Genomic DNA, 20,422 nt, shown 5'->3' with positions numbered 1-20,422 from the left:
CAAAGGGGAACCGCATGACGGACTGGACCGTCCTCTCCGCCGCCGAGCACCTGCTGGCCGCCGAGCGCGACCGCCGGGACACCGAGCCGCTGACCGACACGTGGCCGGAGCTCGACGCCGAGACCGGCTACCGCATCCAGGACGAGCTCATCCGGCTGCGCGTCGCCTCCGGGGAGATGGTCGTCGGCGTGAAGCTGGGCCTGACCTCGCGGGCCAAGCAGGAGCGGATGGGCATCGACAGCCCGCTCACCGCCGTCGTTACCGACGCCATGCGCATCCCGACCGGCTCCCCCGCCCCGTACTCGCGGCTGATCCACCCGCGCATCGAGCCGGAGATCGTCTTCACCATGGGCAAGGACCTCGCCGGCCCCGGCGTGACCGTCGAGTCCGCCCTCGAGCACGTGGGCAGCGTCCACGCGGGCTTCGAGGTCATCGACAGCCGCTTCCGCGACTTCCGCTTCCGGCTGCCGGACGTCGTGGCGGACAACGCGTCCTCGTCCTACTTCGTCGTCTCCGAGGAGGGCTTCGCGCCCGACGCCCTGGACCTGGCCGCCGAGGAGGTCGTCGTCGAGGTCGACGGCCAGGAGGTCGACCGCGCGACCGGCGCCGCCGTGCAGGGCCACCCGGCCGCCGCGCTGGCGCTGGCCGCGAACGCCCTGCACCGGCGCGGGCTGTCCATCCCGGCCGGCTCCCTCGTGCTCACCGGCGGCCTCACCGACGCCGTGGAGATGGACCCGGCGAAGCGGTTCACGGCGCGCTTCGCGACCCTGGGCAGCGTGGAGGTCCCGGCCGGGCGGGGATGACGACGGCGGCGCCCCCGCGCGCATCCTCCCGCCCGGGATCCGCCGGCCCCGGCGGCGGGGCGGTCCGGGCCGCACGCCCGCGCCCGGTAGGATCTGGGGCGTCCCCTCCCCCGCCCCCGCCGGAGCCCGCATGTCCCTCCTGACCCGCGACCGGGTTCCCGAGACCCCGCAGACGCCCGCCCCGCCGAGGGGCTTCCGCACCGACGTGCAGGGCCTGCGCGCCGTCGCCGTCGGGCTCGTGTTGCTCTACCACGCGGGCCTGGGCCGGGTGCCGGGCGGATTCGTCGGCGTCGACGTCTTCTTCGTCATCTCCGGGTTCCTCATCACCGGCCTGCTGCTCAAGGAGCTGGACCGCACCGGCCGGATCAGCCTCACCGACTTCTACGCCCGCCGGGCCCGGCGCATCCTGCCCGCCGCCACGCTCGTGCTCGTCGCAACGGCCGCGATGACCGTCGCCCTGCTGCCGTCCACGCGCTGGGAGAACACCGCGCGGGAGATCGCGGGCAGCGCGTTCAACGTCGTGAACTGGATGCTCGCCGATTCGGCTACGGACTACCTGCGCAACGACGAGGCGCCCAGCCCCGTCCAGCACTTCTGGTCCCTCGCCGTCGAGGAGCAGTTCTACCTGGTCTGGCCGCTGCTGCTGGTCGGCCTCGTGTGGCTCGCCGCCCGGCGCGGCCGGACCGGGGTGCCCCGGGCCTGGGTCGGGGCGGCCGTCGCCGCCGGCTCCCTGGCGTCGCTCGCCTACTCGGCGCACCTGACGGCCGCGAACCCCGGCGCCGCGTACTTCGTGACCACCACCCGGGCGCACGAGCTCGGCATCGGAGCGCTGCTCGCCTTCGGGGCCCCCCTGCTCCCCCGCCTCCGCGCCCCCTGGTCCGGGCTCCTGGGCTGGGGCGGACTGGCCGCGATCGCCTACGCGGGGCTCTTCTTCAGCAAGGAGACCGCCTTCCCCGGCGTGGCCGCCCTCCTCCCGACGCTCGGCGCCGCCGCCGTGATCGCCGCCGGCCTGGGCGGCCGGGACCGCACCGGCGCCGGCGCGCTGCTGTCCCTGCCGCCGGCCCGCTGGGTCGGGGACATCTCCTACTCCTTGTACCTGTGGCACTGGCCGCTGCTCGTCGTGGCGGACCACGTGTTCGACGGGCTCACCACCCGGCAGGGCCTCGCCGTCGTCGCCCTCGCCGTCGTCCCGGCCTGGCTGAGCTACCGGCTCGTGGAGCGCCCGCTCATGGCGGCGCCGCGGCTGAAGCCGCCGCGCCGCGCGCTCACCCTCGGCGCGGCCGGGATCCTGGCCGGCGCGCTCGCCGCGTCCGCCGTCGCGCTCACGCCGCCGCCGTTCGGAGCGCTGACGCCGCTGCCGTCGGCCGCGAAGGACGACAACCCGCGCCCCTACGCCGACGGCTGCCACCAGGACCAGGCCAGCACCGAGGCGGCGGCGTGCGTGTACGGCGACCCGGCCGGGGACTACACGGTGGCGATCGCCGGGGACTCGCACGCCGCGCACTGGGTGCCGGCCATGGTGCGCCTGGCCGAGGAGAACGGCTGGCGCCTGGAGACGTACACGAAGTCGGCGTGCCCGGTGGCCGCCGAGACCGTGGTCGTGTCCGAGACCGAGCCGTACGACTCCTGCGCGGCGTGGAACGCCGACCTGATGGACCAGCTGACCGGGCCGGGGAAGCCGGACTTCGTCGTGCTGAGCTCGGCCTCGTACGAGATGGCCGGCGGCGGCGCCTTCCCGGCCGCGCTCGCGGACGCGTGGGGCGGCCTGGGCGACGCCCGGGTCCCATTCGCGGTCATCGCGGACACGCCCCGGCCGAATGTCAACGTGCCCGAGTGCGTCGCCGAGCACCCGGACGACTGGGCCGCCTGCGCCGTGCCCCTGGCCCGGGCCGGGCAGGACGGCCAGCAGGACCAGCTCGCCGCCGCCGGGCAGGTGCCCGGGGTGGACGTCGTGGATCTGACCGGGCACGTGTGCCCGGAGGCCACGTGCCCGGCGGTGATCGGCGACGTGCTGGTCTACCGGGACACGAACCACCTCACCGCCACGTTCTCCCGCTCGCTGGCCCCGGCGCTGGGCCGGGAGCTGGCGGAGCTCGGGGTGCCGGTCGGGGCGTAGCCGGTCCCGCCGCCGCGCGGCGGTCCGCGCCGCCGGCGCGGCGGTCTGCGCTGGCGCGGCCCGGGGGACGTTGCCCGACGGCGGAGGGCCCGGATGCGCCATCCCTGTTGTGACGCACGCCACACCCGCGCTCCTGGGCGTACCTTTGTACCACCACCTTGGGGGAGGTGGACATGGACATCGGGGGGAAACCATGGAAGAGGACCGCAGCGTGTGCCTGTGCATCCGCAACGCACGCGACACCAGGATCATCGCCGTCAAGGACCCGTTCTGCCCGGCGCACGCCGAGCGGGCGGAGTCCGACCAGCCGCGGGCCGCCTAGCGGCCGGCTACGCCCAGTCCCACTCGAAGCAGGCCACGGCGTCCTCGAGTACCCGCAGGTTCTGGATCGAGTGGACGGCCGCCCGCGCACGGTCCGCCGCCGGCGGGGGCGGCCTCAAGCGCGCCGCCCGCCTCCGGCACCACCCGGCACTCGTCCGTGTCGGTGATGATCGGCAGGACCTGCAGCCCGTCCGCGTGGGACTCGAGCAGCTGCGTGGTCCGGTGCGCGGTCCATGATTCCCGCCTGCCAGCGCCGCAGTTTTGATTAAAGTTTTGCATATTTTCCGCGCATACCCCTGAAGTACGCACTCCGTGCGCCCCAAGGGCCCTAGCGTGGAGGGTGAAGGGACGCGCGGCGCCGTGGGGCCCGGAAGGGTGGCTCGTTGGGGGGCTTTTCCGTGAACCACGGCGCCACGCGATCCCCAGAGTCCGGGCCTCGCGTCAGGCCCGCGGCCCGTACCCGTGGCGGGCGTAGTGCTCGCGCAGCCAGCGCGGCACCAGCCGACGCGGCATCCGGGTGAGCCCTCCGACGAGGCCGAAGAGGCCGACGGCGGCGCCCACGAGGTAGAAGCCCCAGGCGACACGGAGCTCGGTGGGCGGGTCCAAGAGGTCGCGCATGGCCATTCCCGACGCGGCGACCAGCAGCCCCGCGCCCACGTACCCCAGGCCGACGCCCCAGTGCGGGAAGACGCCAGCCGTCCGGGTCTCGGCCCAACGGCGCCAGAGCCCCCGCTGCACCCAGGCCCCCAGGTAGACGAGCACCATGCCCAAGGCCACGAGGACCCCCATGGTGAGGGAGTAGGCAATGGGCATCGGCTAGAGGACCACGGCGTCGACGGGCTGGCCGGAGTCCGTCGCGAAGGAGATCCCGGAGGGCCGGACGCCAGCGGCGACGGCCTGCGCGGCCAGGGCGGCGACCATGGCCCCGTTGTCGGTGCACAGGCCGGGCTTCGGGATGCGCAGCGCGATGCCGGCCTCGGCGCACCGCTCGGCGAGCAGCTCGCGCAGCCGGGAGTTCGCGGCCACTCCCCCGCCGAGCAGCAGGTTCTCCAGGCCGTGCTCGCGGCAGGCCAGGACCGCCTTCGAGGTCACGACGTCGACGACCGCCTCCTGGAACGACGCGGCGATGTCCGCGATCGGGGGCTCCTGCCCCTCGGCGGCGTAGCGCTCGACGGCGCGGGCCACGGCGGTCTTCAGGCCGGAGAAGGAGAAGTCGTACCGGTGCTTGCCGGGCTTCTCCGCGGTGCCCATGTACTTGGCGGCGGTCAGGCCGCGCGGGAAGCGGATGGCGGTGCCGTCGCCGTCCCGGGCCATGCGGTCGATGACGGGCCCGCCCGGGTAGCCGAGGCCGAGCAGGCGCGCGGTCTTGTCGTAGGCCTCGCCGGCGGCGTCGTCGATGGTCGCCCCGAGCAGGGTGACGTCGGTGGCGAGGGAGTCCACGCGCAGGATCTCCGTGTGGCCCCCGCTGACCAGCAGGGCGCCGAGCGAGTCGGGCAGCTCCCCGCCGTCCAGAACGCCGACACCGACGTGCGCCACGAGGTGGTTGACGGCGTAGAGCGGCTTGCCGGTCGCCACGGCGAGGGCCTTGGCCGCCGCGACGCCGACCATGAGCGCGCCGGAGAGGCCGGGGCCGGAGGTGACGGCGAGCGCGTCGACGTCGTCCAGCCGGACGCCGGCGGTGTCGAGGGCGCTCTGCAGGGTGGGGATCATGGCCTCGAGGTGCGCACGGGAGGCGATCTCGGGGATGACGCCGCCGAAGCGGACGTGCTCCTCCATGGAGGATGAGACCGCGTTGGCCAGCAGCTCGGTGCCGCGGACGATTCCGACGCCGGTCTCGTCGCACGAGGACTCGATGCCCAGGACGAGCGGGGCGGTGGCGGCGGTCATGGCGTCCATCCTACGCGGGCACCATTGCCATCCCGCGGAGGCCGCCACACAATCGGGGGACCAACCGCACCCGGAGAAGGCATCGGACATGAGACCACGTCCTGAAGCAGAATCGAACCGCCCGGAGACTCCGGGCCCCGCCGAGTCCACGGAGGTCGACCACCGGTCCCCCGGCGAGCGCGCGTCGGCCGACAGTCCCCACTCGCACCGGATCAAATGGGGCGGCTTCACGGCGGGGCTCGTCCTCGCGGTGGCCGTCTACCTCGCCATGCCGGACGACCTGGCGCACGCCGCCCGGATCACGGCGGCCACCGCCGTGCTGATGGGCGCCTGGTGGATGACGGAGGCGATCCCGATCCCGGCGACCGCCCTGGTCCCCCTGGTCGTGTTCCCGGTCCTGTCGGGCGTGCCGATCGGCGACGTGGGCGCCCAGTACGGCGACGACATCATCTTCCTCTTCATGGGCGGCTTCCTGATCGCCCTGGCCATGCAGCGCTGGAACCTGCACCGGCGGATCGCGCTGCGCACGGTCAGCATCATGGGCACGAAGCCGGCCCACATGGTCGCCGGGTTCATGGTCGCCACCGGGTTCGTGAGCATGTGGGTCTCGAACACGGCCACGGCCGTGATGATGCTGCCCATCGGCGTGTCCGTGCTCCTGCTGGCCGGGACCCTGGAGGGAGCCACTCCCGGTCGTGCCCCGAAGTCGGAGGAGGTCAGGGAGGCGGTGATCCAGTCCAACTTCGGCACCTGCCTCATGCTGGGGATCGCGTACTCCGCCTCCATCGGCTCCCTGGGCACGCTGATCGGGACGCCGCCCAACGCGCTGCTGGCGGGCTATCTCGAAGAGGCCCACGACATCAGCCTCGGATTCGGGCAGTGGATGCTCGTGGGCGTGCCGATCTCCGTGGTGATGATGTTCGCCGCCTGGTTCCTGCTCACGAAGGTCCTGTTCCGGCCCGAGGTGTCCGAGATCCCGGGCGGTCGGAAGCTCATCCACGACCAGCTGCACCACCTCGGCCCCATGTCGACGGGCGAGAAGCTGGTGCTCGGCGTCTTCGCCCTCGCGGCGCTGAGCTGGGTCGGCCTGCCGGCCGTTTTCGACGAACCGCCCATCAGCGACGCCGGCATCGCCATGCTGGCGGGGCTGCTGCTGTTCATCCTGCCCGCCGGCGCGGAACGCGGCGTGCGCCTCCTGGACTGGGATTCGGCCGTGAAGCTCCCGTGGGGCGTCCTGCTGCTCTTCGGTGGGGGCCTGGCACTGTCGTCGCAGTTCTCCGATTCGGGGCTGACGGAGTGGATCGGCACCCGCGTGGAGGCGCTCGGCGGCGTGGCGACGGTGGTCCTGGTCGTCGTCGTCGCCACCGGCGTCATCTTCCTGACCGAACTGACCAGCAACACGGCCACGGCCGCGACGTTCCTCCCCGTGGCCGGAGGCGTGGCCCTCGGCCTGGGGCTGGATCCGATGCTGCTGGCCATCCCCGTGGCCCTGGCCGCGACGTGCGCGTTCATGCTCCCGGTGGCGACGCCGCCGAACGCCATCGCGTTCGGCTCCGGCTACGTGACCATCGCCCAGATGATCAAGGGCGGGGTCTGGCTCAACGTGCTGGGCATCGTCCTCATCACCCTGGCGACGATGACGCTGGCCGTGTGGGCGTTCGGGATCGTGTACTGAGCAGGGTTTCGGGCGCTACCGGCACGTGAAACCGTCGAAGGCCCCAAGAATCCCCGACGAGTATTCGACCTGCCGGGTGCTGGTCGCCGCAGACTCCCATTCGAGGCTGCCGTCGGCGCCGGTCGCCGCGGTGCGCACCCGAACGGTGTACGTGGCCGATGACGCGGTCCCGAAGATCTGCTGCAGGCCGCTTCGGGTCAGCGAGTAGGTGTTGGACGTTTGCGTCGACGCCTGGACGTAGGCGCCTCCGGAGCGTGACACGGCGATCCGGTAGCGGGCATTGGCATGGGCCGGAATCCCGGCCCGAACGTCGGACCAGGCCAGGCTCGCAGAGTTTCCGTCGGCGCAGGAGACGGTGCCGACGCCCGGCAGGAGCAGTGCCTTCAGGGTCGCGGCAGCGTACCCGGGATCACGCCAGGCGGCAGCTGCCGGCGCGGCGCCCGGGCCGAGCGCGGCGACGGCGACGGCCACCACGGTGCCGGCGGTCGCCGCCCTGACCCACCGGCGTCCACGCGCCCGGCGGCGCCCACGCCGTCCCCGGCCGCTCGGCCCGGGCGCGCCGTCGCCGCTGCGGGGCCAGAACGCCCAGGTCACGAGCGCCGCCGCTCCCAGCGCGGTCGGCCCGAGAACGAGCGGGTCGCCGAGCCGGACGATGGCGTGCGCGAGCCCGGGGACCGAGCCCTCGACGAGGCGCACGCGGGCGACAGTGTAGGGCGCGGGGTCATTGAAGTCGTTGGCGTCGCCGCGCATCGTGATCGTGCGCAGGCCGAGGTCCCCGGCCGGGCGGACGGACGTGACCCGGTGGGTCACGGGCAGGTTGCCGGGGCGTTCCACGGTGACGACGTCGTCCACCGCCACCTCGGTGGCAGGAATCTCGCGGACGACGGCGACGGACCCAGCCGGGATCGTGGGCGACATGGAGCCGGTCTTGAACATGATCAGCGAGATGTCGAACACGACGGCGAGGACCACGAGCAGCATGCAGACCACTCCCCCGCCGGCCGCTGCCGTCAGGGCCCAGTCGGCCCAGCGCTCGCGCCAACGCCTGCCCGCGGCGACTTGGGCGTGCCTCATCGCCCCCTCCTCCCGTAGGCCCGGTCCGGCCGCCCCCATGCCGCGGCCGGACCGTGGGCAGCCCGCTTAGACGCTCGTAGCGGTGAAGTGCCAGACGGCCGTCGTCGTCTCGCCCTGCTGGAACGCAGTCTGGTCCGACGACGAGGTCACCGCCATGCAGAGCTGGACCGGGGCCGTCGCGGCGGTCTCCGCATTGACGGTGTTGCTCAGGGTCGCGGGAGTCCCCGCGGTCACCGTATTGAGGTCCGCGCCGGTCGCGAGGTTGGTCCCGGTGGCGTTTCCGGCCTCGCAGTCGCCGCCCTCGACGGCGAACACGCGGTAGCTGATCGAGCCGGCGTTGGCGCCGGTGCCGCTGGCCTGCGTGAGGGTCAACTCACCGTTGGACGTCGAATCACCCGTCAGCCGGACCCAGTAGGAGGCATAGGCGGTGTCCCCCGGCGTGAGGTTGCTGGCGACGTTGGAGAATGTCAGCGCCAGCGCCGTGCCTTGCGTGGCGTGGTCCGCAAAGGCCTGTCCGTCGTCGCTGCCCTGGACGTTGAAGACGCCTGCCTCGAAGCTGCCCTGCGCGAACTCGGAGTCGTTCCACGCGGCCAGCGTGACGGCGGCCCCGACGCCGAGCACCAGCCCCCCGGCGAGGACGGCGCGGACCTTTTTCGATTTCTGCTGTTCCATGATGTTCCCCCTGGTTGTGGGCGCTTTGCTGCGCCCGAATGATGAAGGAGCCGAACGCCCTCAGGACAACGGCTCCCCCGGGGACCGCTCAGGCAGTCCCCCAATCCCCTCGATTTATTCATCAGAATTTAAATGCCCCGGCTACCGCGGAGGCCCGCAAGGACCGGCCGGGCGCTTGGTCTGGTCCGGCCAGGGCCTCCGGTCGTGGCCTGAAGCACCCTCAGCCTAGGGCGTCCCGGAAGACGGTACGCAAGGAAACCCCGAGGTTTTGACAAGGACTCGACAGGCAACTCAGAGTTCCCAAGGGGGTCCCTTATCCCCGGAAATCCCGTCGCGAATAGTCCCCCGTGTTAATTTGTCGTTTAAAGCGACAAATCCCGTATCGCTCCCGTAGCATTTCCACTGACAACATATTGGGGCTCCTTGGGGGGGGAACGAAGATGAAGCATCTCGACGAGTACGCCGTCGCGCGCCAGCGCCACATCATGCGCCAGCGCCTGGCGACCATCGCCGTCGTCCTGTTGGCCGTCGCCACGGCCGCGACGATCATGGTCGGCATGTAGCCGCAACACGACGCACGCAGGAGAGGCCGGGCCCAGCGGGCCCGGCCTCTCCTGCGTCGCGCGACGCCTAGGGAGCGAGCGCGTCCACCTGCCCGTCCTCGTCGGCGAGCGCCTCGTCGAACGCGAACCCGGCCGTCAGCTCCTTCAGCCAAGGCCGCAGCTGCGGGCCGAGGTCCTCCCGCTCGACGGCCAGCTGGATGACGGCCTGCAGGTAGGAGAGCTTGTCCCCCGTGTCGTACCTGCGCCCGCGGAAGACCACCGCGTGCACGCCCCCGCCGTCGCCCGCCCGCTGCGCCAACTCCATGAGGGCGTCGGTCAGCTGGATCTCGCCGCCGCGGCCCGGCCCGGTCCGCTCAAGCACCTCGAACACGGCCGGGTGGAGCACGTAGCGGCCGATCACGGCGAGGTTGGACGGGGCGTCCTCGGCGGCCGGCTTCTCGACGAGCCCCGTGATCCGCAGCGGGCCGCCGTCGGACGACTCCTCCACGCTGGCCACGCCGTAGGAGGAGACCTTCTCGGGTTCGACCTCCATGAGCGCGACGACGGACCCACCGGTCTGCTGCTGCACGCGCAGCATCTCCGCGAGCAGTTCGTCCCGCGCGTCGATGAGGTCGTCGCCCAGGAGCACCGCGAACGGCTCGTCGCCGACGTGCTTCTTGGCGCACAGGACGGCGTGGCCGAGGCCCTGCGGGTCGCCCTGGCGCGTGTAGTGGATGGCGCCGAGCTCCGTGGCGTGGCGGATGGCCTCCAGCCGCTCGGCGTCGCCCTTCGCCTCGAGTGTCGACTCGAGGAACGGGGCGCGGTCGAAGTGGTCCTCGAGGGAGCGCTTGGACCGGCCGGTGATCATGAGGACGTCGCTCAGGCCGGCCTTCCTGGCCTCCTCGACCACGTACTCGATGGCGGGCCGGTCGACGACCGGAAGCATCTCCTTCGGCATCGCCTTGGTGGCCGGCAGGAAGCGCGTGCCAAGCCCCGCCGCCGGAATAACTGCCTTCGTAATTCCCCCGAATCTCTGCATGCCGGAAACTATAAGCAGTTCATAACATTCCTGCCCAGTCCCCGGAGTGGCTTGTCATCCACGGTCCACGACGTACTCTATGGCGGCCATGCGCCACCCGGAGCGCCGTGACGGACCTACTCGACGGGCGGGCCTCCACCACGCGGCCCCGTCCGCCGGCCACCCGATTCCGCCCATCCCGGTGGTGGCGCCCGCTGTCCCCCGCGAAGCTGGGCCGGGACACTGCCGTGTCGCCGAAACCTTGGGGGAAGAATCATGACGAAGAAGGCATTCATCACGGGCATCACGGGCCAGGACGGCTCGTACCTGGCGGAGCTGCTCCTGGCCAAGGGGTACGAGGTCCATGGCTTGATCCGCCGGGCCTCGACGTTCAACACGTCCCGCATCGACCACCTCTACGACGAGCCGCAGGACGCGCACGCCCGCCTGGTCCTCCACTACGGGGACATGTCGGACGCAAGCCGTCTCGTGACCCTGCTGCAGCAGCTCCAGCCGGACGAGGTCTACAACCTCGCGGCCCAGTCCCATGTGAGGGTCTCGTTCGACGAGCCCGAGCACACGGCGGACACGACGGGGACCGGATCCATCCGCCTGCTCGAGGCCCTCCGCGTCTCCGGCGTCGACGCCCGCTACTACCAGGCCTCCTCGTCGGAGATGTTCGGGGCGACCCCTCCCCCGCAGAACGAATCGACCGTGTTCTACCCGCGCTCGCCCTACGGCGCCGCCAAGGTCTACAGCTACTGGGTCACCCGCAACTACCGCGAGGCGTACGGCATGTACGCCGTCAACGGGATCCTGTTCAACCACGAGTCGCCGCGCCGCGGCGAGACGTTCGTGACCCGCAAGATCACCCGCGCCGTGGCGGCCATCCAAGCCGGCCGCCAGAGCGAGCTCTACCTGGGCAACCTCGACGCCGTCCGCGACTGGGGCTACGCCGCGGAGTACGTGGAGGGAATGTGGCGGATGCTCCAGGCCGATGAGCCGGACGACTACGTGCTGGCCACCGGGGTCGGCTACACCGTGCGGGACTTCGTCGAGACCGCCTTCGCGCACGCCGGCCTGGACTGGCGGGACCACGTCCGGTTCGACGAGAGGTACCTGCGGCCCACGGAGGTCGACGCCCTGATCGGCGATGCCTCGAAGGCCCGGGACAAGCTCTCCTGGAAGGCGTCCGTCCAGGCCCCGGAGCTCGCGCGCATCATGGTCGACGCGGACATCGAGGGGCTCTCGCACGCGGGCCTGCCGTGGATCGACCAGGTCACGCTCGGCAGCTGGGCGGCCTGAGGTGGGTGCCGCGCCCGCCCCGCTCGACCGCTCCGCCACCACCTACATCGCCGGGCACCGCGGCATGGTCGGTTCCGCCCTGTGGCGCCGGATGGACTCGGCCGGCTTCACCCGGCTCGTCGGGCGCACCTCGGCGGAACTGGACTTGCGCGACCGTGATGCCGTCCACGCGTTCTTCGCGGCCACGCGGCCCCGGTACGTCGTGCTGGCGGCGGCGAAGGTCGGGGGCATCCTGGCGAACCGGGACCGGCCCGTGGACTTCCTCAGCGACAACCTCCGGATCCAGGTCAACGTGCTCGACGCAGCCCTGGAGGCCGGCGTCGAGCGCCTGCTGTTCCTCGGCTCGTCGTGCATCTACCCGAAGTTCGCGCCGCAGCCCATCCGGGAGGACGCGCTCCTGACGGGGCACCTGGAGCCCACGAACGACGCCTACGCGATAGCGAAGATCGCCGGGATCCTCCAGGTGCAGGCCGTCCGCCGCCAGCACGGCCTGCCGTGGATCAGCGCCATGCCCACGAACCTCTACGGCCAGGGGGACAACTTCGACGCGGAGGCGTCGCACGTGCTGCCCGCACTGATCCGGCGCTACGACGACGCCGTCCGCGACGGCGCGGCCGAAGTCGTCAACTGGGGCTCGGGGCGGCCCCGCCGCGAGCTGCTCCACGTGGACGACCTCGCCGACGCCTGCCTGCACCTGTTGGACGCGTACGACGGCGACACCCACGTCAACATCGGAACCGGCACGGACGCCAGCATCGCTGACCTGGCCCGCCTGGTCGCCGAGGCGACCGGTTTCGAGGGGCGGACCGTCTGGGACCAGTCGAAGCCCGACGGGACGCCGCGGAAGCTCCTGGACGTCTCGCTCCTGCGCGCGACGGGCTGGAGGCACCGGATCGAGGTGGAGCGCGGCGTCGCCGACACCGTGCTCTGGTACCGCCGCCAGCGCGGCGGTGTCCGCGGCCTCGCCTACGCGATGGCCACCGACCGGAAGTCCACGGCGGGTCCCGCCGCGTAGTTGCGGAGGAGCGCCACGTAGCCGCCTCGGGTGGTTGCGTGGCGCACGACGCCGCGCCACCCCCGTCCGTCGGTCCTCGCGAACCCGACCGACTCCGGCGTGACGCTGGCCCAGATCGTCGCCCACTGGCCGGGCCGCGGCGGTTCGGTGGCCAGCCGCCCGAGGAGCGTGCCGTCCCGTTGCCCTGCCTTCCGGTGGTAGAGGGCCAGTTCCCCGTCGGCGCGCAGGATCAGGTGGTAGCCGCCCCGGGGCGCTGGCTGGAACAGGACGTAGGGGTCGTCGTCGGGCAGCCCGAACGCCAGCCCCGCGTGCTCGCGCGCCTCGGGAAGGCGCCCGTCCCAGCGGACGTCGACCTGGACGTCGTACACCGGACGCTCCACCGGCCCCAGGGAGCCCAGCGTGTAGGCGCACGGGCCGGGTGCCTTGAGGCGCAAGGCCCTCTCCGACGGCATCAGCAGCGGCTGCGCGCCCCACTCGAGCTCACTCGGCAGATCGCCGGCGGCGCGGAGACCGCTGGCGAACGCGTCGGTGTTGGCGGGCCGCCTTCCCCCCAGCAGATGCGGGACGTTCGAGCACATGAGTCCGCGCACGCCGTGGGCCAGAAGCCGCTCGGCCTGGGCCCTGCGGTGGATTTCCCAAGCGATGACGGGCTTTCCGGTCTCGACGAGCCGGGCGACGACGGCCTCGTCCGCGTCATGCGGAACCCCCAACGCGTCGAAGCGGCCCGCCAGCTCGTCGATCCTGCCCTGCAGGTCCGGCGGGAAGTACCCCCAGGCGCGGTACCCGGCCTCCCGGACGGCCCGGACCTGGCGGCCGCGGGCGCTCTGTTTCCAGACGAAGCGCTCCCGGGCCCGCGGAAAGCGGTCCATCGTCTCGAGCAGGGCGGCGGTGTTGGTGCCCTGCTTGTCGTCGATGAACACGATCGCGTCGTCGGCCAGGTCCCGGAGCACCTCCTCGAGACGCGGCACGGGTTCCAATGGGGCGGCGGGCCCCAGCCAGGCCCGGGCGTTGTTGCGCCACCTCTCGATGTCGGCGGAGCCCGTGGCCGCGATATCGGCCTTGGCGCCGGTCAGCCGTTCGCCGTCGCGGTCGTGGTGGCAGAACAGGACGCCGTCGCGTGAGGCGTTGACGGAGACCTCGATGGCGGGGGCTCCGGCGGCGATGGACTCGCCGTAGGCCAGGCGCGTGTGCTCGGGCCAGTTGTCGCCGGAGCCGCGGTGGGCCACGAGGAACCCACGCGTCGCGAAGAGCTCGTCCACGGTCGTGGGGGTCCCCCGGGCCGGCGAGGCCGTACCGTTGAGCCCCGTCCCGGACGGCGTGCAGGACGCCAACCCCAGGGCCGCCGCTGCGGCCAGCACGGTCCGGCGGGTCGGCTTGGCCCGGTCCTCGTTCATGGTTCCCCCTCGGTGTTCCTGGTTGCCGGTCCCAGCGCGAAACCGGCGACAGCTTGCGTCCTATGGGGGAAGGACTAGGCTGTCGCCGGCTTCGGCCGGACGGGCGGTGGGGATCAGGCTCCCGCCGGTCCTGTTCCCGAGATTAGGCTGCCCCGGTGTCCGCGGCATCCGTAGCCCGTACGCGTTGTCGGGCCGGGACTACCTGCCCGCTACGCGGGTGGCGACGGGGCACGCCCCGGTCCCCCTCAGGCCTCGGGCAGCCAGGCGTAGCAGCCGGTGCTGGAGACGGTGGCGGCTGCCTCCGGCACGCTCAGGACCGCCTTGCCCACGGGTCCCTTCCCCGACTCGATGACCCTGCCCTCGGCGTCCGTGACGGTCCAGGAGCAGGTTCCGGTCGTGCCGGCGGCACGGTAGTCCCCCGGGCTGACCGCGTCGTCCTTTCCGGCGGGTCCCACCGGGTGTTCCCCGTCGCCGAACCCCGCCGCGCCGCGGCGCAGCGCGACGGCGAAGTCGGGACACAGGTGCTCGACGGCGGCATCGGCAGACTCGCCGAGCTCTCCGCTGGCGATCGCCCCCGGCAGCAGGTCGGCGTCGGCGTCCCGCACGTACTCGAGGCGTCCGCAGACCTCCTGCCCGCCCTCCGCGACCGCCGGCGCGTAGGCGTCGGGTTCGACGGCGGCCTCGACGTAGGCCCGCTCCGGCGCCGACAGCTGGCGGGCCTGTTGCTCGCGGGCTTGGGCGGCCGCCCGGTCCTGCGCCTTGCGGTCTGGCGGGGCGCCGTCTGGCCCCTCACCGTCCCGGGGACCGGCCTCCTCCGCTGGATCCTGCTGCCGGGCCTTCGCGGCCGGCTGCGCGCCGTCGGCGGCGCCGCCCGCGTCGGCGGCGGCTTCGGCGGCGGCGCCGGCCCCGGCGGACGGGGAGGCTTCCGGCGCGGCCACCGTCGCGGGATGGGAGGATCCCGCGGGCGGGCCCGTCCCGCCGTCCGGGGCGGTCTCGCCCGCGGCCACGCACCCGGCGAGCGCCAGCGCTGCGGCGCTGGCCACGGCGCCCGCGGTGGCAAGGCCGCCCCAGCGGCGGCGGGCGGCGCTCACGGCGCCGTCCCCTCGGTGGGCGCGTAGTCGAGTTCGAGCACGGGCCGATAGGCCTCCGTCGGGTACTCGCCGGAGGCGAACCAGATGTTGTCCCCTCCCGTTCCCGTCACCGCCAGGGTCTTGACGCCGGTGCCGAGGCCCGCCAGGGCGGCGGGATCCAGGTCGATGGCATAGGCCGTGCTCGGTGAGGTCCCGGCGGGCAGGCGGCCGAGCTCGGCGCCGTCGATCGCCGGCCGGGTCCGCCAGGTCACGGTCGCCTCGTCCCAGTCCGCGCTGACGCTGGACACGGTGTGCGCCTCGGCGGCGCCGGCGAAGCTCTGGCCGGTGGTCCGGATGCGCAGCCGCGCCGCCGCCAGCTCCGTCCCGTCCGGGGCGGCCGGCAGGTCGAAGGACAGGTAGGAGACGTAGCCGAGCGAGAGCCGCGAGGCCAAGTAGGCGCTGTCGCCGTAGGCGGTGGTCGGGGCGCCCTCGTTGGTCATGGCGTCGGCAGTGAGCGCCAGTTCTGCCGTGACCGGCTCGGGCGCCGGCGCCGCCTCGACCGTGGCGCTGACGGTGCCCGCCTCGCCCGCGTTGCCGGCGGCGTCGACGGCGGTGACGCTGTAGTGCCACGTCCCCTCGCCGGGGGCGTCCTGGTACCCGGGTTCCTCCACCTCGGCGACGAGGTGGTCGGCGTCGCGCGGCACTTCGGCCGTGTCGGAGCGGTGCACCTGGTAGCGGACGACGCCGGTGTCGTCGGTGGCGGGGCCCCAGGTCAGTGAGACGTTCCCTCCCTCGACGGCAGCCGCCAGGTCGGCCGGCGCCGAGGGCGCCTGCGTGTCCTCCGGCTCGGGCTCGGTCTGCCCGGTGCCCAGGAGGTAGTGCTCCCGGACCTGGTCCGCCGTGAGCGCCGCCTGGTAGGCGGCCGCCTCGTCGACCTTCAGGTTGCTGGCGTAGGGGCCGGTTGAGCCGTCCCAGACGTTGTCGCCGCCGAGCTTCCAGTAGCCGCTGTAGGCCTGGGCGTCCGTCTGCGGGTGCGAGGCCTGCAGCTCGCCGTCGACGTAGAGCCGCATGCCCTCGCCGGACAGCACGGCCACGACGTGGTGCCAGGCCCCGTCGTTGTAGGCGGCGTCGGTTGTCGCCATGTTGGTGGTCCCCGTCCACGTGCCGAAGACGAGCCGCCCGTCGTCGCGGAGGTAGATGTGCCGGTCGTAGTTGGTCGAGAGCCCGTCCTGCCTGTTGGACAGGCCCATGATGCGCCCGCCGACAGTCGACGTCGTGGAGAACCACGTCTCGAGGGTGAACGGCCCCGGGTCCGCGTAGGTCCCGGCGGTCACGGCGTTGCCCAGCGCTCCGAGGTCCAGGCCGCGGCCCAGCGCGCCCTCGTCGGTGCCGGAGTACGTCCCCAGGAGCAGGCCGTCCGCGCCGAACGGCCCGGAGTCGACGGCCGTGGAGCCGGCGTCCTCCCCGAAGCGCCAGAAGAAGTCCGGCGTGTGCTCGAAGACGCTGCGTCCATACGCGTCGGCAGGCGCCTGTGGGAGCGTGGATTCCCGGCCCGCGGCCTCGTAGTGCCGGTTGACGTCCAGCACGGACAGCACGCTGGGGTAGACCGCGGTCTCGTCCAGGTCCCCACTGAAGAAGTTGCTCGCGGGGCGCTCCGGCCAGCCGTTGAGGTTGTCGCCGCCGACCCGCCACGATCCCCGGTAGGCCTGGGCCTGGGCGACCTGGTTCTGTCCGACGAGGCGCCCATCGACGTAGAGCCGCATTCCCTCGGGCCCCTGGGTGGCGACGGTGTGGTGCCATTCGCCGTCGTTGTAGCTGTCGGTGGACGCGAGGGCCACGGTCCGGCCGGGGTACGCCCCGAACACGACGCGCCCGTCGTTGGTCATGTACACGTGGCGGTCGTAGCTGCTGCTCAGCCGCGTGTTCAGGTTGTCCGTGCGCGGTTGCCCGTTCCCGTAGCCGATCAGCTTGCCACCCGACGTGCTGGTGGTGCGGAACCACGTCTCGACCGAGTACGTCTGCGGTCCGTCGGCCATCGTGTCGTTGAGGCCATAGGCACCGGTGCCGTTGAAGCGGACGGCCGTTCCGTCCCCACCCGGGTTGGCGTTGGCGACGGTCCCCAGGGTCGGCGACTCCATGTAGCGGATGTGGTGGTTGCCCGGCGAGGTGTCCGCCCCGTAGTTGTCGTTGCTCTCGTTGTAGCGCCAGTACAGGTCGGCCCCGTCGTCGAGCACGGTGGCCGCGTACGTCTGGTCCTGGGAGGCCGTGGTGGCGGAAGCGGAGCCGCCGTTCACGGTGTTTGTTCCGTCGGTGACCGTGACCCGGTAGGTGTGCCGTTCCCCGGGCCGCGCCGTCGTATCCACGAAGGAAACCTGCGGCAGGTGCCACCAGATCGAATCGGCCTCGATGGTGGTGAGCGGCGTTCCCGACCCGTCGCGGTAGACGCGGTAGGTCAGCTTCCCGTCGTCGTCGTCCTCGCTGGCCTTCCAGCGGACCTGGACCTCGCCGGCGCGCACGGATTCCGCGGTGACCCGGCTGGGGGCGCTCGGCGCGGCGGAACGCGGTCCGGAGGCGAACCGGGTCAGGCCGCGCTGCGCGTCGCCGTTGGTGCGGGTGAATTCGCCGCCGACCCACAGGTACCGCTTTCCGCCGGTCTCGGCGACGGCGAGCGCGCGCGGGCCGATGCCTTCGCCGATGCCGTCGTTGAGGTCGGGCTTCCAGGCGATCAGGCCCGCGGCGGCGGTCGTCTCGGCCTGGAGGTAGACGCGCCGGCCGTCGGGCTGCCAGCCCATCAGCGAGCAATCGTGGGCGTGGTTGGCGGAGTAGAGCGTCGCGCCCTCGACGGCCAGCGCCTGGTTGGCCCCGAGGCAGAGGTTGCGCCAACGCTGGTCGAAGGTGCCGTAGTCGAGGGCCAGCTTGCCGTCGAAGACACCGCCCCCCGTGCCCTCGTTGCCGGCATAGAACCCGGTTGCGTCGCTCGTGAGGGCCTTGGTCACGGAGGTGACCGGGATTTGGGTCGTGCGGTCGTTGCCGGCACCGAATGCCTTCAGCAGGCTCCCGTCTTGCGCGGAGACGACGGCGAGGGAGTGCACGGACTGTCCCGCCACGGTGAAGAAGTCGCCGCCGATGGCGACGGTGCTGCCGTCGGCCGAGACGGCCACGGCGCGGCCCGTGTCGTCCGCGTTGGCCGTCCACGGGAGCAGGTCGCCGCTCCCGGCCCGGACGGCGGCGAAGCGCTGTCGGTCCTGGCCGCGAACCCGCGAGAAGTCGCCGCCGAAGTACACGGTGTCCGCGGTCGCGTCGATGGCGCGGACCGTCGCCGAAATCGAGCCCGGGCGGAATCCCGCCACGGAGCACGTGGCGATGTCCAGGGCGGCCAGCCGCGCCACGGAGACGCCGTTGACGTGCGTGAAGTGTCCGCCGATGTACAGGGTCCTGCCGTCGGGCGAGACGTCCAGGGCGCGCACCGTCGTCGTCCCCGACGTCGAGGTGATGACCGGGCGGCAGCTGCCGGGCTGTCCGGTCGCCGCGTCGAAGGAGGCGAAGGACGTCACGGCCCGCGGTGATCCGGACTGGCCTTCCGGCGGGCTGATCGTGCCGAACGTCCCGCCGGCGAAGATGGTCCCGCCCGAAGCCGCGAGGGCCCACACGGTGCCGTCGGTCTGCCAGGTGGGTTCGTCGGCGGCACTGAAGCCGAGGTTCTCGGACAGGGCGGCCGCCGGTGGCGGGTCGGCCATGATCGGGGCCACCCCGCCGAGGGCGGTGGCGGCGAGCGCACCTGAAGCAAGGAGCGCAGTCGTTCTCTTCATGGGTTCCCCCAGGTATCCCGGTCCCCCGCCAGCTCACGCCTGGCGGTTTGGACGGGCCGCAGCCCAGCGTCAGGCTATGGGCGGGGAAATGCACCGTCATCCGGGTTGGCACCGAAAGGGGTGTTCGCCGGGCGCCGTCCACGTAGTTTCGCGGCGGGATCGGGTAGCGGACCCCCGTCCACCCGCCGTCGGTGCGCGGCATACTCGTCCCAGGGGATGCGCCGCTGCCGCGGCGTTGGCTGACATGGGGGAAGCATGGAATTCCACGATTACCTGCGCCTGTTGGCGCGTCATTGGGTGACGGTCGCTGTGGCCGTGGCCGTCGGAATCGCTGCCGGCTTGGGGGCGGCAACGATCTCCACACCGCAATACAGGGCCCACGCCTCGGTCTATTTTTCCGTCGCCGAGGGGCGTTCATTCAGCGAGCTTTCGGACGGTTCCGCGTATTCGCAACGGCAGGTGCTCTCCTTCGCGGAGTTGGCGACCGCGCCGTTCGTCTTGGACCCGGTCATTGCCGACCTGCGTCTGTCCGAGACGCCGGAGAAGCTGGCGGAGCGGGTTTCCGTGTCGATTCCGACGGACACGTCGATCGTGGACGTCACCGCGACGGACACCGATCCCGAGGGTGCCGCCCGGATCGCGGACGCCGTCGCGACGGAGCTCCGCCAGGCGGTGTTCCGCCTGTCGCCCAAGGGGACGTCCGGTGAGGCCATCACCCAGGCGACGATCACCGCGCCGGCCGCCGTTCCGCTGTTCCCCGCAGCCCCCAACCCCAAGGTCAACGCGGTCCTGGGGCTGGCGGCCGGGCTGGCCCTGGGCGTCCTGCTGGTTCTGCTGCGCGAGCTCATGGACACCAAGGTGCGTCGGGACGAAGACGTGGCCTCGATCGTGGATGCGCCGCTCGTCGGTCGCATCCCCACCGAGCGGGGGGCCAAGCCGGGGCTCCCGACGGGCGCTGTCCAGCGTGGCCGCGTGGCGGAGGCCTTCACGACGTTGCGCCTGAACCTGCAGTTCGTGCGGTTCACCCGCCGTTCGAAGGTCATCGCCATCGTGTCGGCCATGCCGGGCGAGGGGAAGACCACCGTCGCCACGAATGTCGCAGTCGGGCTGGCGCAAGCGGGGAAACGGGTGCTGCTGGTCGATGCGGACCTGCGCCGGCCGCGCGTCGCGGAGCGCCTCGACTTGGAGGCCTCGGCCGGGCTCAGCGCGGTCCTGATCGGCGACGCCGAGCTCGACGATGTGCTCCAGCACTGTTCGGACGGGCTCGACGTGGTCACCGCTGGCTTCCGGCCCCCGAACCCTGCCGATCTCCTCGATTCGCCCGAGCTCGGGTCGGTGCTCGCCGAGGCGGCCGAGAACTACGACACGGTCATCGTGGATGCCCCGCCGCTGCTGGCCGTCAGCGACGGGCATGTGCTTGCGCGGCGCGCCGACGGAATCCTCCTGGTGGTCCGGGCCGGGTCGACAACCCGCGAACAGCTCCGGCACGCCGTTGCCGATCTGGCGACCTACGGGGCCAAGACCCTGGGCGTCGTGCTCACGAATGTCTCGACGACCGGTCCGGATTCCCCCTACATCTCCTACCACGAGCCGGCGGCGCACATCCCGCGGCCCGTGGCCGTCGAGCCCAGGGCGCCACGTTCCGTCGGCGGGCCCCGCGCGCCCCGCGCGTCCAAGAGCGCCTAGCCGTCCGGCCAGCTGCCGGGGCCGCCACATGTTGG

16 protein-coding genes are annotated in these 20,422 nt (G+C 72.5%); 8 read left to right on the top strand and 8 right to left on the bottom strand.

Going from position 1 to position 20,422, the window contains the following annotated elements; genetic code table 11:
- Positions 1-14 precede the first annotated feature (14 nt).
- From AC1Q5D_RS09375 to AC1Q5D_RS09365, 3 genes are all read left to right on the top strand, one after another.
- Positions 15-803 carry a 2-keto-4-pentenoate hydratase gene (locus tag AC1Q5D_RS09375; protein WP_481738326.1) on the top strand — a complete coding sequence of 263 codons (789 nt, stop codon included), beginning with the start codon at positions 15-17 and terminating at the stop codon, positions 801-803.
- A gap of 130 nt (positions 804-933) precedes the next feature.
- Positions 934-2,919, top strand: coding sequence for an acyltransferase family protein (locus AC1Q5D_RS09370; RefSeq protein ID WP_481738325.1), 1,986 nt, complete (start codon positions 934-936; stop codon positions 2,917-2,919).
- A 193-nt stretch (positions 2,920-3,112) separates the two neighbouring features.
- Positions 3,113-3,241 carry a hypothetical protein gene (locus AC1Q5D_RS09365; protein ID WP_481738324.1) on the top strand — a complete coding sequence of 43 codons (129 nt, stop codon included), beginning with the start codon at positions 3,113-3,115 and terminating at the stop codon, positions 3,239-3,241.
- A gap of 440 nt (positions 3,242-3,681) precedes the next feature.
- Here AC1Q5D_RS09365 and AC1Q5D_RS09360 read toward each other — a convergent pair whose 3' ends face one another.
- Both AC1Q5D_RS09360 and tsaD read right to left on the bottom strand, forming a co-directional pair.
- Positions 3,682-4,053: a hypothetical protein gene (locus tag AC1Q5D_RS09360; RefSeq protein WP_481738323.1), complete on the bottom strand. Its 372-nt coding sequence runs from the start codon at positions 4,051-4,053 to the stop codon at positions 3,682-3,684.
- A 3-nt stretch (positions 4,054-4,056) separates the two neighbouring features.
- Positions 4,057-5,127 carry a tRNA (adenosine(37)-N6)-threonylcarbamoyltransferase complex transferase subunit TsaD gene (gene tsaD / locus AC1Q5D_RS09355; protein WP_481738322.1) on the bottom strand — a complete coding sequence of 357 codons (1,071 nt, stop codon included), beginning with the start codon at positions 5,125-5,127 and terminating at the stop codon, positions 4,057-4,059.
- Positions 5,128-5,215: 88 nt separating this feature from the next.
- Here tsaD and AC1Q5D_RS09350 point away from each other — a divergent pair, with 88 nt between their 5' ends.
- Positions 5,216-6,802 carry an SLC13 family permease gene (locus AC1Q5D_RS09350; RefSeq protein WP_481738321.1) on the top strand — a complete coding sequence of 529 codons (1,587 nt, stop codon included), beginning with the start codon at positions 5,216-5,218 and terminating at the stop codon, positions 6,800-6,802.
- A gap of 15 nt (positions 6,803-6,817) precedes the next feature.
- Here AC1Q5D_RS09350 and AC1Q5D_RS09345 read toward each other — a convergent pair whose 3' ends face one another.
- Positions 6,818-7,876: a signal peptidase I gene (locus AC1Q5D_RS09345; protein WP_481738320.1), complete on the bottom strand. Its 1,059-nt coding sequence runs from the start codon at positions 7,874-7,876 to the stop codon at positions 6,818-6,820.
- A gap of 66 nt (positions 7,877-7,942) precedes the next feature.
- Entirely contained in the window at positions 7,943-8,548 is a 606-nt protein-coding gene (locus AC1Q5D_RS09340; RefSeq protein ID WP_481738319.1) for a SipW-dependent-type signal peptide-containing protein, read from the bottom strand.
- Positions 8,549-8,988: 440 nt separating this feature from the next.
- Here AC1Q5D_RS09340 and AC1Q5D_RS09335 point away from each other — a divergent pair, with 440 nt between their 5' ends.
- Complete coding sequence (locus tag AC1Q5D_RS09335; RefSeq protein ID WP_481738318.1) at positions 8,989-9,111, top strand: hypothetical protein; 123 nt, start codon at positions 8,989-8,991, stop codon at positions 9,109-9,111.
- A 67-nt stretch (positions 9,112-9,178) separates the two neighbouring features.
- Here the strand turns inward: AC1Q5D_RS09335 and galU are convergent, their stop codons facing one another.
- Positions 9,179-10,129: a UTP--glucose-1-phosphate uridylyltransferase GalU gene (gene galU / locus AC1Q5D_RS09330; protein ID WP_481738317.1), complete on the bottom strand. Its 951-nt coding sequence runs from the start codon at positions 10,127-10,129 to the stop codon at positions 9,179-9,181.
- 255 nt (positions 10,130-10,384) lie between these two features.
- Between galU and gmd the strand changes: the two genes are divergently transcribed.
- On the top strand, positions 10,385-11,413 hold the full coding sequence (gene gmd / locus AC1Q5D_RS09325) for a GDP-mannose 4,6-dehydratase (protein ID WP_481738316.1): 1,029 nt from the start codon (positions 10,385-10,387) through the stop codon (positions 11,411-11,413).
- Position 11,414: 1 nt separating this feature from the next.
- Complete coding sequence (locus tag AC1Q5D_RS09320) at positions 11,415-12,428, top strand: GDP-L-fucose synthase family protein (protein WP_481738315.1); 1,014 nt, start codon at positions 11,415-11,417, stop codon at positions 12,426-12,428.
- Here AC1Q5D_RS09320 and AC1Q5D_RS09315 read toward each other — a convergent pair.
- The 3 genes from AC1Q5D_RS09315 to AC1Q5D_RS09305 form a co-directional block, all read right to left on the bottom strand.
- Positions 12,380-13,822, bottom strand: coding sequence for a glycerophosphodiester phosphodiesterase (locus tag AC1Q5D_RS09315; RefSeq protein WP_481738314.1), 1,443 nt, complete (start codon positions 13,820-13,822; stop codon positions 12,380-12,382). The genes AC1Q5D_RS09320 and AC1Q5D_RS09315 overlap by 49 nt on opposite strands.
- A 245-nt stretch (positions 13,823-14,067) precedes the next feature.
- Positions 14,068-14,913, bottom strand: coding sequence for a hypothetical protein (locus tag AC1Q5D_RS09310; RefSeq protein ID WP_481738313.1), 846 nt, complete (start codon positions 14,911-14,913; stop codon positions 14,068-14,070).
- Positions 14,910-18,701: a LamG-like jellyroll fold domain-containing protein gene (locus tag AC1Q5D_RS09305; protein ID WP_481738312.1), complete on the bottom strand. Its 3,792-nt coding sequence runs from the start codon at positions 18,699-18,701 to the stop codon at positions 14,910-14,912. Before AC1Q5D_RS09305 ends, AC1Q5D_RS09310 begins: the two co-directional genes overlap by 4 nt.
- Before the next feature lie 255 nt (positions 18,702-18,956).
- On the opposite strand from AC1Q5D_RS09305, the gene AC1Q5D_RS09300 reads away from it, so the two are divergent.
- Positions 18,957-20,387 (top strand): tyrosine-protein kinase domain-containing protein, encoded by a 1,431-nt coding sequence (locus AC1Q5D_RS09300; RefSeq protein WP_481738311.1) that lies wholly within the window; start codon positions 18,957-18,959, stop codon positions 20,385-20,387.
- Positions 20,388-20,422 lie beyond the last annotated feature (35 nt).

This window comes from Arthrobacter paludis (assembly GCF_056782315.1).
The sequence above is the reverse complement of the archived record's forward strand: the minus strand, read 5'-3'. Positions and strand labels throughout refer to the sequence as shown.

What these genes read in the sequence shown, in the direction of transcription:
- AC1Q5D_RS09370 (WP_481738325.1), top strand. Translation starts at nt 934, where the DNA reads ATGTCCCTCCTGACCCGCGACCGGGTTCCCGAGACCCCGCAGACGCCC.
- AC1Q5D_RS09375 (WP_481738326.1), top strand. Translation starts at nt 15, where the DNA reads ATGACGGACTGGACCGTCCTCTCCGCCGCCGAGCACCTGCTGGCCGCC.
- AC1Q5D_RS09315 (WP_481738314.1), bottom strand. Translation starts at nt 13,822, where the DNA reads ATGAACGAGGACCGGGCCAAGCCGACCCGCCGGACCGTGCTGGCCGCA.
- AC1Q5D_RS09300 (WP_481738311.1), top strand. Translation starts at nt 18,957, where the DNA reads ATGGAATTCCACGATTACCTGCGCCTGTTGGCGCGTCATTGGGTGACG.
- galU (WP_481738317.1), bottom strand. Translation starts at nt 10,129, where the DNA reads ATGCAGAGATTCGGGGGAATTACGAAGGCAGTTATTCCGGCGGCGGGG.
- AC1Q5D_RS09335 (WP_481738318.1), top strand. Translation starts at nt 8,989, where the DNA reads ATGAAGCATCTCGACGAGTACGCCGTCGCGCGCCAGCGCCACATCATG.
- AC1Q5D_RS09340 (WP_481738319.1), bottom strand. Translation starts at nt 8,548, where the DNA reads ATGGAACAGCAGAAATCGAAAAAGGTCCGCGCCGTCCTCGCCGGGGGG.
- tsaD (WP_481738322.1), bottom strand. Translation starts at nt 5,127, where the DNA reads ATGACCGCCGCCACCGCCCCGCTCGTCCTGGGCATCGAGTCCTCGTGC.
- AC1Q5D_RS09305 (WP_481738312.1), bottom strand. Translation starts at nt 18,701, where the DNA reads ATGAAGAGAACGACTGCGCTCCTTGCTTCAGGTGCGCTCGCCGCCACC.
- AC1Q5D_RS09360 (WP_481738323.1), bottom strand. Translation starts at nt 4,053, where the DNA reads ATGCCCATTGCCTACTCCCTCACCATGGGGGTCCTCGTGGCCTTGGGC.
- AC1Q5D_RS09345 (WP_481738320.1), bottom strand. Translation starts at nt 7,876, where the DNA reads ATGAGGCACGCCCAAGTCGCCGCGGGCAGGCGTTGGCGCGAGCGCTGG.
- AC1Q5D_RS09365 (WP_481738324.1), top strand. Translation starts at nt 3,113, where the DNA reads ATGGAAGAGGACCGCAGCGTGTGCCTGTGCATCCGCAACGCACGCGAC.
- AC1Q5D_RS09350 (WP_481738321.1), top strand. Translation starts at nt 5,216, where the DNA reads ATGAGACCACGTCCTGAAGCAGAATCGAACCGCCCGGAGACTCCGGGC.
- gmd (WP_481738316.1), top strand. Translation starts at nt 10,385, where the DNA reads ATGACGAAGAAGGCATTCATCACGGGCATCACGGGCCAGGACGGCTCG.